This window comes from Clostridium omnivorum (assembly GCF_026012015.1).
GTDB lineage: Bacteria > Bacillota > Clostridia > Clostridiales > Clostridiaceae > Clostridium_AX > Clostridium_AX omnivorum.
On sequence record NZ_BRXR01000001.1, the window covers coordinates 3,944,337 to 3,956,448 of the forward strand.

The window sequence follows — 12,112 nt, forward strand, 5'->3', positions numbered from 1 at the left end:
CCATGAAGAGAATATTTACAATTATTTTTTTAAGCCTAATTTTTTTTATAATAGATAACACTATTATGCCTTTATTCTCTATTAAGGGTATTTTCCCTAGCTTTTTATTTTTGTTTGCCATATGTTTTTCAATAATTAATGGAGTATGGGAAGGTTTATGGTTAGGTGTGTTTACAGGTATGCTTCAAGATTTATACTTTTTTAATGGCTTTGGAGTAAATGCATTTGTAAATATGCTAGTGTGCATAATAGCTGCAGTAATTGGAAATGTGATTATTAAGGAGAAGAGACTTATACCAACAGCTGCTTCATTTGGTTTATCTCTTCTTAAGGGTGTAATTGTATTTGCTATATTATATATAGCTAAGCAATATACCTATTTTGAGCATATATTTTTCGATTCACTTTGTAATATGGTAATATGTTTTTTCTTTTATAAATGGTTGTATAGATTTTGCCAAAAAGACTATATGCAAAGAAAGTGGAAATTTTATGAAAAATAAAAAGTGGTGATGGTGGGATTATGAAGAAAAAGAAGAAAAAGAGTTTTAATAGGTTTACAGCCTTATTTATAATAATGCTTCTAATATTTACAGCCATAACATCTAGGCTCACCTATCTGCAAGTAGTCAAAGCAGAAGATTATAAGGAAAAGGCTAACAGAAAATCTATTACTGAAATACAGGAATTTGCACCAAGAGGTGAAATTAAGGACAGAAATGGCAGCCTGCTTGCAACAAATCAAAAGAGCTATATACTAACATATACGGAAACCGATGAAAGTAAACTAAATTTCTTCCAAACAATGGATAAGGTATTTAAGGTGTTAGATGAAAACAAAGAAGTGCAGCAGGATGACTTTGAACTAAAAATTAACCCATATAGATTTGAATTTAAAGTTCAAGATGAAGATGCTAGAAAACAGATAGAATTAAGATTTAAGAAGGATAGGGGTTTAGATGAGGAAATTATAAAGAAGCTATACCCTAAAGTGAAGGACACTCTTTCAGAAGAACAGCAAGAAAAGGTTGATGAAGAATTATTAAAAATAACTCCTGAGCAAACATTTAAATATCTGGTTGATCAATATAAGCTTACTCCTAAGGATACTTTTAAAAATATAGTTGATCAATATAGTGATGTTCCTAATGATACATTACAACTTATTAAAAGCAAGTATAAGATTTCTTCAGAAAGTGAAGTAAAAGCATTGCTTGATCAATATGTAAAGGATAAAAAGAAAACTAAAGAAATATTTGAACAGCTAGTTGTAAAATGCGGAGTAGATAAGCTTAACTATACAATAGATCAGCAAAGAAGATATATGCTTGTTAAAGATACTCAGAAGATGCAAAGTTTTTCAGGTTATAAGCCTGTAGAAATCGCAAAGAGTATTAATCAGGATACAGCATTTATATTTTCTCAAATGCTAAATGATATGCCAGGTATAGATATATCAATTCAGCCAATTAGGTATTATCCTTATGATGAATTAGGATCTGCCTTTTTAGGTTATATATCTAAGATTAACTCTTCAAGTAAAGATAAGTACGATGAAAAAGGATATGATTCCAATACGGATTATGTAGGTGCAGCAGGACTTGAAAGAGCTTATGAAGACAAACTTAAAGGCTCAAAAGGTGGAAGAATAGTTAAGTTAAATAAACAGGGTAGAGTAACTGAAGAATTAGGCAGCAGGGAGTCTTATCCAGGACAGACACTACAGCTTACTATTGATAAAGATGTTCAATATGCAGCAGAAGTAGCTCTTGATAAAACAATGGCTAGTTTGCAAAAAGCAGGAGTTCAACAAGACGTTGATACATCAAATGCTACAAGAGGAGCTGCAGTTGCAATTGATGTAAATACAGGGGGAATATTAGCTCTAGTAAGTAGACCAGGATTTAACCCTAATGATTTTGCAAAAGGACTTACAGAAGATCAATATAAAAAGTATTTTAGTCCTGATTATGCTGGTTTTGGAAAGTTGAAGGGATACAATAATGATAAAATAAATGAATTGTTCCCAATGTATAAGAACACAAATATAAGATACGATAAATATGATGTTTTGCCAAAGCCTCTTTATAATTATGCTACATTATCATTAACTCAACCAGGTTCTACATTTAAGCCGTTAACAGCTATAGCTGGACTTGAAAAAGGAGTAATTAATACATCTACAACTGTTGATGATGAGGGATTTTTTGATGATGGAAATGGTTTTAACACAAAATTTCCATCGGATGGACGTAATGGTATAGTCAATTTAACTACTGCTATTGCAAAATCTAGTAACCCTTATTTTATGACAGTTTCTCAAAGACTAAGGGCGGCTTATGGCGATGATGTTTTAGCTGATTATGCTTGGAAATTTGGACTCGGTATAAAGCCTAATTCAGGACAAAAACCAACTACAGGTATAGAATTTGCCAGTGATGAAGAAAATTTTGGACAAGTGTTTAATTCTTATACTATTAAGAATAACTATGCTGCAAGCTATCTTGCAAGTTGTATGGATTTGCTTAAGTCTGGGAAGAGTTCAAAGGGAAATACTTTTACACCTATCAATTTATATTATGGTGATTCAGATAGTGATGAAGTAAAGCAAATTAAGAAAGATTTTAAGGATCAGATATCAGCTTTTATAAAGAATGGTGGATGGGTAGAAGGTGTAGGTAGTAAAGATGATAAGAACTCTGGAATTAAAAGGGATACTTATGTAATGAACACTTACACAACTTTAATTAATAAGCTTATAGCAGCAGATTCAAGCTATAAAGGTAAAAATATTTCTAAGAGTGAAATATCAAGCATGGCCTATGATTTGCTTAGTATAAGTATTTATGATGGATATTTCCAAAGTACAGCACCGTTTAATATCTACAACGCTTCTATAGGACAAGGTATAAGTAATTTTACTCCACTTCAACTTGCTAATTACGTTTCAACTATGGTAAATGGAGGAAATAGATACAAGCTTCACCTTGTGGATAAAATTACTGATGCTAATGGAAATGTAATCCAGGATATAAAGCCTGAGGTTGTTGAAAATACAGGAGTTAAGCAGTCTACCTTAGATGCAGTAAAGGCTGGTATGTTGGCCGTTACCGATAAAGGTACTGCAGCAGGAGCTTTTGCTGGCCTTCCATTTCAAACAGCAGGTAAGACAGGATCAGCTACTTTTAGAAATGACCAAGCTGATTTTGGAAGAACCTCCTATGCAGTGTATGTTGGTTTTGCACCATATGATAAACCTCAAATTGCTGTGGCAGTGATAATATTCGATGGTGGTCACGGGGGATTCATAACACCTGTGGCAAGAGCTATGTACGAAGCTTATTTCAAGGATCAATTAAAAGCAAATGGTGTTACACCTCAGAGTGACATTGAGGCTAAGCCAATTAATTAGTACAATAAAAAAATAGATGGGTGCACCCCATCTATTTTTATTATGCAAAATTCAATTAAATTTTAGTATTTAAGCTATAATATACGAAATTTTACAAGTTGAAAGAAGGATTTTACTAAATTTTGTTGAAATATAATGTTATGCTTACTTATGGAGGTTTTTTATGATAGAAGACAGAATAATAATTAAGGGAAACAAAGAAGGTTTAAATGCAGTTATTAATATCCACAAATTCAAGGACTTTGATGAAGTTTTAGAGGTTTTAGTGGATAAGCTATCTAAGGGAAGAAAGTTTTATAAAGGCTGTACCTTAAAGATAACTGCAGAACTAAAATATATAAATGATAGAGAATTAAGTAAGCTAAAAGACATTTTATTTGAAGAGTTTCTTATTCAAGATTGCATATTTGAGGATAAGGAAGAAAAAAACTCTAAAGTTTTTTCAGGAATATACGAAGGTAGAACAAAGTTCATAAAAAAGACTATACGTGGCGGGCAAAGCATTGACTATTCTGGTAACATAGTAATAATTGGCGATGTTAATCCAGGAGCAGTAGTCTCAGCTGGAGGCAATATTGTAGTTTTAGGTTCTCTACGGGGAAATGTGCACGCTGGTGCAAGCGGTAATGATAAAGCTATTATTGCTGCTTTTAGTATGCAGCCTGAAATACTTCAAATTGCAGATATTATGACTAGATCACCTGAAGATGGCGTAAAGCCAACCTTTCCAGAGGTGGCTAAGGTAAAAGATAATATGATAATTGTGGAACCGTATTTATTAAACAAGTTTATTTAATGGAGGTAAGAAAATGGGAGAGGCTATTGTTATTACATCAGGTAAAGGTGGAGTTGGTAAAACAACTACAACTGCTAATATAGGTACTGCACTAGCAGCAATGGGTAAGAAAGTAGTTGTAGTAGATGGAGATACAGGACTAAGAAATTTGGATGTACTTATGGGACTTGAAAATAGAATTGTATTTACTCTATTAGACGTATTAGAAGAAAAGTGCAGGTTAAAGCAAGCACTAATAAAGGATAAGAGATTTAATAATTTATTTATGCTTCCAACTGCACAAACTAGGGATAAAGACGATGTGGATTCGGAGAAGATGTTAAGTACTGTAAATCAGTTGAAAGAGGAATTTGATTATGTAATTATTGATTGTCCTGCAGGAATTGAACAAGGCTTTGAAAACGCTGTGGTTGGAGCTGATAGAGCCATTGTAGTTGTTAATCCTGAGCTAACTTCTGTAAGAGACGCAGATAGGGTAATAGGAAAATTAGATTCCAAAGGTCTTGAGAGGCATGAACTAGTAATTAATAGACTAAATCATGAAATGGTGAAAAAAGGCGATATGCTAGATATTAACGATATTCTAGATAGCCTAGCTATAAAACTTATTGGTGTAGTTCCAGATGATAGAAATGTTACAGTTTCGACCAATAAGGGAGAGCCTATTGTATTGGATGATAAGGCTTTCTCAGGACAAGCATTTAAAAATATTGCAAAAAGAATTGTGGGGGAAGAAGTACCTTTTATGTCCTTAGACAATGATGAAGGTGGATTTTTATCCTCACTAAAAAAGATATTTAAGAAAAAATAGGGGGAGAGTAATATGGATTTATTTAAAATATTTTCCTCTAAATCTTCCTCAAAGGATGTAGCTAAAGAAAGATTGCAGCTTATCTTGATACATGATAGGTCTGACTTATCTCAGGAATTTTTAGAGATGATTAAAAGTGAAATACTAAAGGTTATATCTAATTATGCTGAAATTGAAAATGGAGATATTGAAGTTAAACTTACTAGGACTGAAGCAAGCGAAGGTAATGCTCCTGCGCTTGTAGCTAGTATACCTATAAAAAGTATGAGAAAAAAAATATAAAGCTAAGCTGTGTATAATTAAAAGATTATACATAGCTTTTTTTTAGTTATATGGTATAATCATATTGTTAATGGAGGGATTACTATGTACGAAAAGTTAAAAATTAATGGTAAGCTTCTGAAAGAACTCGATTATGGAATTCTTATAGCAGCTGTTATTATTGTAATATTTGGAGCATTTAATATATATAGTGCAACACATAATGCATATGGAACTGAATATTTCAAACTTCAGCTTATATGGTTGGTACTTGGACTAATTGTAGTATATCTGATACTGATATTTGACTATTCATTCCTGATGAATTATGCAACAGTAATCTATTGGGCCTCTATTGGGCTTCTAGTGATAAATGATGTATTTGGACATACTAGTCATGGTGCAAAGGGATGGCTATCTATTGGAAGCAGAATGATACAGCCGTCTGAATTTGCAAAGCTTGGTATGATAATTATGCTAGCAAAAAAGTTAGATGATATGGAAGGTAATATAAATACTCCAAAGAATTTTTTTACACTTTGCTTTTATGCTATAATTCCAATGGCTTTAATTGTTATTCAGCCTGATATGGGAATGACAATGGTATGTTTTTTTATTGTATTAGGTATTTTTTATGCTGTTGGGCTAGATTTAAGAGTTATCTTTGGAGGTATTGGCGGATTAATTATATCAATTCTACTGGTTTGGAATTCAGGCTTAATAGAGGGATATCAAAAGAAGAGAATAACTGCTCTTTTTAATCCAGAGGCAGATCCGTCAGGGGCCAATTTGCAGCTTCAAGAATCATTAAAAGGTATTGGCTCAGGTGGCATACTAGGAAAGGGATTTTTGAAGGGCACTCAGGTTGGAGGCGGTTTTATACCTGAAGCACACAATGACTTTATTTTTGCTGTGGTTGGCGAAGAATGGGGACTTATTGGAGGCTTGGCCTTAATGCTGTTTTATGGTATTATGATCTATAAATTTATAAAAATTGCAAAGAGCTCAAAAGATGTATTTGGCTCAGTATTATGCATTGGAGTAATTTCAACATTTTTATTTTCATTACTTCAAAATATAGGTATGACAATTGGAATTATGCCTATTACAGGAATTACCCTACCTCTAATGAGTTATGGTGGAAGCTCTATTTTAACTAGTTTTATGGCTATAGCTATAGTACTTAATGTTGGTATGAGAAGAAAAAAGATTAATTTTTAAAACATGGAGCGGGAGGAGATTTTATGAAAATTGCACTAATTGCACATGATAAGAAAAAAGATGACATGGTAGAATTTGTTTCAAGGTATAAGGAAGTTTTTGAAGGGCACGAATTATATGCTACTGGTACTACAGGAAGATTGATCATAGAAAATGTAGGGCTTAAGGTTCATAGGTTTTTATCAGGACCATTAGGAGGAGATCAACAAATTGGTGCTAAAATAGCTCAAGGGGAAATGGATTTAATAATATTTTTGAGAGATCCACTAACTGCGCAACCACATGAACCTGATGTAACAGCGCTTTTGAGATTATGCGATGTGCATCGTATACCTCTAGCTACTAACATAGGTTCAGCAGAGATATTTATGAAAGCATTCATTTCTAGAGTTCAATAGATTGCACACTGATAAAAGATTACTATTAGATAGTAGTCTTTTTTATTTATGGAGGATATTAGCTTGTTTACAATATTTGGATAATATATAATATTAATTGTAGTATATTGCTACTGTGAGGTGATTGTAAATGAGAAGACTTTATAAGTTCATAAAATATATACTAATGTTTTCATTTTTTATAATATTCAATTTCATTCTTCTTAATAGCATAAAAGAGCAAACTCCTGCTTATGAAGAAATGAAGCCTAAAATAATACTTATAAGTCATGTATACTCTAATCCATATTGGAAATATGTAAAGTCTGGAGCAGAAAAGGCAGCTAAGGAGAGAGGTGCTGTTGTTGAGTTTCAAGGTCCTGATTACGCTAGTGTAGAAGAAGGGGTAAAGCTTATAAACATGGCCTATGCTGCTAAAGTAAGTGGAATTATAACTTATGTTCAAGATGAAGCTAGCTATAAATCAGTTATAGATAAGGTTATAATGGGAGGAATCCCATTAGTAACTGTAGACTCAGATGCAGAAAGCAGCAAGCGTTTAGCTTACGTTGGCACCGACAATGTAGCTGCAGGAAGCGCCGGGGCAAAGGAAATGATTAAGCAAGTAGGGAGAAATGGAGATGTGGCAATTATTATGGGCGGGAGGAATGTTAAAAATCAAATTGAAAGAGTAAAAGGATTTACAGATTATATAAAAAATAATTCTAGTCTTGCGATTTCGGATATTGAGTCTTCTGATTCATACTTGTTAGAAGCAGAATTAGCAGCTAAAAGAATTTTGATGAATCACAGTAATATTAAAGCCATATTTTGTACTTCAGCCCTGGATGGACAAGGTGCTGCGAAGGCCTTGAAAAGCACAGGATTTGAAGGAAACGTTAAAATTATTTCCTTTGATGATTTGCCAGAAACCTTGGAGTTTATAGAAAATGGAACCATTGCTGCTACAATAGTTCAAAATCCTTATGCTATGGGATATAAATCAGTAAATATAATTATGGATATTATGGAGGGAAAAGATATCAAAGGGATATTCCCAACTGACGTAACTGTAGTTTCAAAAGAGAACTTGGACAAGTTTAGAAAAAGGCAAAGTGATTATGATGGCGAAGACAAATAGTTTAAAAAGAAAATTTATCATTTTCGCAATTATTATAATTACCCCCATAGCAACAACTAGTATTGTATCTTTAATCATAAGCAAACAAATTACTAGTGCTTATGATACTATGCTAAATAAAATGAGTACAACAAATGAAATTAAGGAAAAACTCAATGATTCTTTTAATAATTTTAATAAATATGTACTAGATAATTCTGAGCAGAGCAAAACACTTTATGAGGAAGGATATAGTAAGGCATTGGATAATGTAATTTTGCTTCAAAGCAAATCTGGTATTGAAAGTAGATATATTTTAAGAGACCTGCAAAACTCATTAAGAAGTTATAAAGGTGTAGGTGATAATACAATTAAGTTAAGTTCTAATAAAGATGGAATTGATGTATATTATACTAATTATGTTTCTACCAAAGAAATATTTAATTATTGTAATATATTTATCTCTAAGTTAAGTGACAGTTATTTAAAAAATAATAATGAAATTTATAACAATCTAAAGGCAAAAGAAAAATATATTTATAAAGTATTGATAATATATATAGTTTCTGCCTTGTTAATAAGCATACTATATACTTTATTCTTCCTTAAAAATATTTTGGAAAAGCTAAAGGAACTAGTAGATACATCAAAAAAAGTATCACAAGGCGATTTTTCTTTTTATGAAGGAAAAAAAACCTTTATTTATGAATTGGACATTTTGTCCCTTGCCTTTAGTGCAATGATAAATGATATTAAAAAGTATATAAATTCTATAAAAGAAACTGCTGCATTGGAGATAAAGCTTAGAAATGAAGAAATGAATTTGTTAAAATATCAAAATGCACTTAAACAGTCTCAGCTTAGGGTTTTACAATCGCAAATTAACCCACACTTTTTATTTAATACTCTAAATTGTATTAATCAAACTGCAATAAGTGAAAATGCTGTAATAACAGAAAGTTTAATTACTTCAGTTTCAGGTATCTTAAGATACAGTTTAAGAATGATGGATAGAAATGCAACTCTTATGGAAGAAGTTAATGTAGTTAAACAGTACATGTATATTCAAGAACTAAGATATGGTGATAGAATTAAATTTAATCTAAGTATTAAGGGTGATTTAAATAGAGTAATGGTGCCAGGAATGACCCTTCAACCTTTTGTTGAAAATGCCTTTATTCATGGCATAGAACCAAAAGAAGATGGAGGATTTATTAATATTGATATACACGAACTGGGGGATTCGTGTACAGTTATAATAGAGGATAATGGATGCGGTATTGATGAAGAAACATTAAATAAGATAATTTGTGAAGAGAGCAAACTTAAGCATATAGGACATACTACTGGAATGGGAATAAGGTCTGTAGTTGAAAGACTTGAACTTATTTATGAGGAAAAAGGTATTTTTAAAATAGAAAGCAAAAAAGGCTGCGGCACAAGGATTTACTTACAAATTCCAATAAAGGAGTAGAAATGTGTATGGTGAAGTTGCTTATTGCTGATGATGAAAAATATGATAGGGATTCTATAATTAATATTATCAAAAATGAATTTATGGAACAGTTAGAAATAAGTGAAGCCAGAAATGGTAGAGAGGTAATAGAAGTATTTGAACGTGTTAGGCCAGATATAATTATTACCGATATAAAGATGCCAGGAATAAATGGATTAAAAGCCATACAGGAGATTAGAAAAATTAACCCAAATGTTTTCATTATAATTATTACAGCTTATGATTATTTTGATTTTGCTGTAGAAGCAGTTAAGAATAACGTAAAAGAGTATATTTTAAAACCATTTAGCAGAGTAGAGCTTATTGAAAAGATGAAGGAAGCAATAAGTTTTGTTAATAATGAGAAAGAAAAGCGTAAAAATGAAATTGAGAATCAGGAGAAAATTTATAATCTAATGCCTATTTTAGAAAATGAACTAAGCTATTCAATTATTAATGATACATTATATTCAATTGATTACGATACATACCTTAGGTATCTAGAAATGGATTTTAGAAATGGTTATGCAATGGTGGTACAGTTAAACAATGTAACTAACGATGAAAGTCTTAAGTTCAAAGTTGGAGAATATGTAAAAGAATATATAAATCATAGATATAGAACTATAGGCAGTTATCTTTTTACAAAAAATTTAGTATATTTTATTGAAGTTAAATCCAAAGAGGATGAAGAAGTAAAAGCTGATGCTATTAAACTAGCAGCTGATATATGCAGAGAAGTTAAAAAAGTATTTGGGATCACATTAAATATAGGTGTTGGAGTGTGCTGTGAAGGACTAGTAAAATTACATAAATCCTATGAAGAAGCCTGTATCTCTATAGAGTATAAGGTCCAGAATAATGCAGTTAGGTATTTTGGAGACGTGATAAATGCTCAGGAACCTGTGAATGCAGATAGTGAAAAAATTGCCCTTTTTAAGGCTGTTGAGCAATATATTATAGATAACATTAAGGAAGAAATAGATCTAGAGAAAACTGCGGCAAAATTTAATCTTAGTTCTTATTATTTTAGCAGAACTTTTAAGGAGATATTAGGATATAATTATTCTGATTATGTAAATATAGTTAGAATTAATAAGGCAAAAGAATTCCTACTAAATAAGTCTAAAAGTATTAAGGAAGTATGCTTTTTAGTGGGGTATAGTGATCCAAATTATTTTAGTAAGGTATTTAAGAAATATGAGGGCATTAGCCCAACTGAATTTAAACAAAATATAAATTAGAATGTAATATTCTATTGTAAAAGCGCCATAAGCGCTTTTTTTATAGTATTTTTTTGCTGTAGATTAGGTAATAATCCTCCATAAAATTTGAGCAATATTTTATTGTAGTACAGCAGAAAATTACGTTTAAGATAACGTATACATGTATTACTATTAAGTTATGAAGTATATTGAATAAAAGGGGGAAAAAGTAAATGAAAAAGATTATTTCAGGAGTTTTATCAGTACTGCTCGCTTTAAGTTTAGTTGGGTGCGGTACAACGAAACCAACTAGCACTACAACTACAGATTCCAATGGAAAGGGTGCTCTTATAGGTGTTGCTATGCCAACTCAATCACTTCAGCGTTGGAATCAAGACGGAGCAAATATGAAGTCACAGCTTGAAGCTAAAGGCTACAAAGTTGACTTGCAATACTCAAACAATGATGTTAACACTCAAGTTCAAGGAATTGAGAACATGATAACAAAAGGATGTAAAGTTCTTGTTGTTGCATCTATCGATGGTGCAGCACTTACTGATGTTCTGAAAAAGGCAGGGGATAACGGAGTAAAGGTTATAGCTTATGATAGATTGATTATGAAGACAAGTAATGTTGACTATTATGCAACTTTTGATAATTTTAAAGTAGGAGTTATTCAAGGACAATATATTGAAAAGAAACTCGGACTTAAAGATGGTAAGGGACCTTTCAACATAGAATTATTTGCTGGTTCACCAGACGATAACAATGCAACATTTTTCTATAACGGGGCAATGAGTGTACTTCAACAATACATTGACAATGGAAAATTAGTTATAGGCAGTAAGCAAAAGGATTTTACAACCATAGCTATTCAAGGCTGGGATTCAGCTAAAGCTCAAGCAAGAATGGATAACTTAATTACTGCAAACTATGCAAACGGAAAGAAACTTGATGTTGTACTTTCACCAAATGATAGCTTAGCTATTGGTATTGTTGCATCACTTAAAAATGCAGGCTATGGTACTGCTGACAAGCCATTCCCAGTATTAACAGGACAAGACTGTGACAAACCAAATGTACTTGCAATGATTAACAATCAACAGTCAATGTCTATATTTAAAGATACAAGAACTTTAGCAGCTAAAGTTGTTGAAATGGTTGATGCTATTCTTCAAGGTAAAACAGCTGAAACTAACGATACAAAAACATATAATAATGGTGTTAAAGTTGTGCCATCCTTCTTATGTGATCCTGTTTACGCAGACAAGGATAACTATAAGCAAATACTTATAGACAGCGGATATTATAAAGAATCCGATTTAAAGTAAAAATTAAGTGAAGTTTCATTTTGAAGGCCGAATATCTGTAATAGGATATTCGGTTTTCAGATAGAAAAATAATGTTAGGGGAT

11 protein-coding genes are annotated in these 12,112 nt (G+C 31.8%); all 11 read left to right on the forward strand.

The features are described from left to right. The first annotated feature begins 2 nt into the window (after nucleotides 1-2). A complete protein-coding gene (gene mreD, locus bsdE14_RS18635; RefSeq protein WP_264851502.1) occupies nucleotides 3-503 on the forward strand; it encodes a rod shape-determining protein MreD in 501 nt (166 codons plus the stop codon). Between the two features lie 20 nt (nucleotides 504-523). After that, on the forward strand, nucleotides 524-3,412 hold the full coding sequence (locus tag bsdE14_RS18640) for a penicillin-binding transpeptidase domain-containing protein (RefSeq protein ID WP_264851503.1): 2,889 nt from the start codon (nucleotides 524-526) through the stop codon (nucleotides 3,410-3,412). A 163-nt stretch (nucleotides 3,413-3,575) separates the two neighbouring features. Continuing rightward, complete coding sequence (gene minC, locus bsdE14_RS18645) at nucleotides 3,576-4,208, forward strand: septum site-determining protein MinC (protein WP_264851504.1); 633 nt, start codon at nucleotides 3,576-3,578, stop codon at nucleotides 4,206-4,208. Nucleotides 4,209-4,221: 13 nt separating this feature from the next. Further along, nucleotides 4,222-5,019, forward strand: coding sequence for a septum site-determining protein MinD (minD, locus tag bsdE14_RS18650; RefSeq protein WP_264851505.1), 798 nt, complete (start codon nucleotides 4,222-4,224; stop codon nucleotides 5,017-5,019). Between the two features lie 12 nt (nucleotides 5,020-5,031). Next, the gene (gene minE / locus bsdE14_RS18655; RefSeq protein WP_264851506.1) at nucleotides 5,032-5,301 is read left to right on the forward strand and encodes a cell division topological specificity factor MinE; all 270 of its coding nucleotides are present in this window, start codon (nucleotides 5,032-5,034) and stop codon (nucleotides 5,299-5,301) included. Nucleotides 5,302-5,385: 84 nt separating this feature from the next. Continuing rightward, nucleotides 5,386-6,501, forward strand: a complete 1,116-nt coding sequence (rodA, locus tag bsdE14_RS18660) for a rod shape-determining protein RodA (protein ID WP_264851507.1) — start codon at nucleotides 5,386-5,388, stop codon at nucleotides 6,499-6,501. A 23-nt stretch (nucleotides 6,502-6,524) separates the two neighbouring features. Continuing rightward, complete coding sequence (mgsA, locus tag bsdE14_RS18665; RefSeq protein ID WP_264851508.1) at nucleotides 6,525-6,899, forward strand: methylglyoxal synthase; 375 nt, start codon at nucleotides 6,525-6,527, stop codon at nucleotides 6,897-6,899. Between the two features lie 130 nt (nucleotides 6,900-7,029). Next, nucleotides 7,030-8,019 (forward strand): sugar-binding protein, encoded by a 990-nt coding sequence (locus tag bsdE14_RS18670; protein WP_264851509.1) that lies wholly within the window; start codon nucleotides 7,030-7,032, stop codon nucleotides 8,017-8,019. A gap of 121 nt (nucleotides 8,020-8,140) precedes the next feature. After that, a complete protein-coding gene (locus bsdE14_RS18675) occupies nucleotides 8,141-9,472 on the forward strand; it encodes a sensor histidine kinase (protein WP_264851510.1) in 1,332 nt (443 codons plus the stop codon). Between the two features lie 8 nt (nucleotides 9,473-9,480). Beyond that, entirely contained in the window at nucleotides 9,481-10,737 is a 1,257-nt protein-coding gene (locus tag bsdE14_RS18680) for a response regulator (protein ID WP_264851511.1), read from the forward strand. A gap of 194 nt (nucleotides 10,738-10,931) precedes the next feature. After that, nucleotides 10,932-12,029 (forward strand): multiple monosaccharide ABC transporter substrate-binding protein, encoded by a 1,098-nt coding sequence (gene chvE / locus bsdE14_RS18685; protein WP_264851512.1) that lies wholly within the window; start codon nucleotides 10,932-10,934, stop codon nucleotides 12,027-12,029. The last annotated feature ends 83 nt before the right edge of the window (nucleotides 12,030-12,112 follow it).

Excerpts from the sequence above, each read along its gene's own strand:
- rodA (WP_264851507.1), top strand. The coding sequence starts at position 5,386 with ATGTACGAAAAGTTAAAAATTAATGGTAAGCTTCTGAAAGAACTCGAT.
- minC (WP_264851504.1), top strand. The coding sequence starts at position 3,576 with ATGATAGAAGACAGAATAATAATTAAGGGAAACAAAGAAGGTTTAAAT.
- bsdE14_RS18670 (WP_264851509.1), top strand. The coding sequence starts at position 7,030 with ATGAGAAGACTTTATAAGTTCATAAAATATATACTAATGTTTTCATTT.
- mreD (WP_264851502.1), top strand. The coding sequence starts at position 3 with ATGAAGAGAATATTTACAATTATTTTTTTAAGCCTAATTTTTTTTATA.
- bsdE14_RS18640 (WP_264851503.1), top strand. The coding sequence starts at position 524 with ATGAAGAAAAAGAAGAAAAAGAGTTTTAATAGGTTTACAGCCTTATTT.
- chvE (WP_264851512.1), top strand. The coding sequence starts at position 10,932 with ATGAAAAAGATTATTTCAGGAGTTTTATCAGTACTGCTCGCTTTAAGT.
- minD (WP_264851505.1), top strand. The coding sequence starts at position 4,222 with ATGGGAGAGGCTATTGTTATTACATCAGGTAAAGGTGGAGTTGGTAAA.
- bsdE14_RS18680 (WP_264851511.1), top strand. The coding sequence starts at position 9,481 with ATGGTGAAGTTGCTTATTGCTGATGATGAAAAATATGATAGGGATTCT.
- bsdE14_RS18675 (WP_264851510.1), top strand. The coding sequence starts at position 8,141 with ATGAGTACAACAAATGAAATTAAGGAAAAACTCAATGATTCTTTTAAT.
- minE (WP_264851506.1), top strand. The coding sequence starts at position 5,032 with ATGGATTTATTTAAAATATTTTCCTCTAAATCTTCCTCAAAGGATGTA.
- mgsA (WP_264851508.1), top strand. The coding sequence starts at position 6,525 with ATGAAAATTGCACTAATTGCACATGATAAGAAAAAAGATGACATGGTA.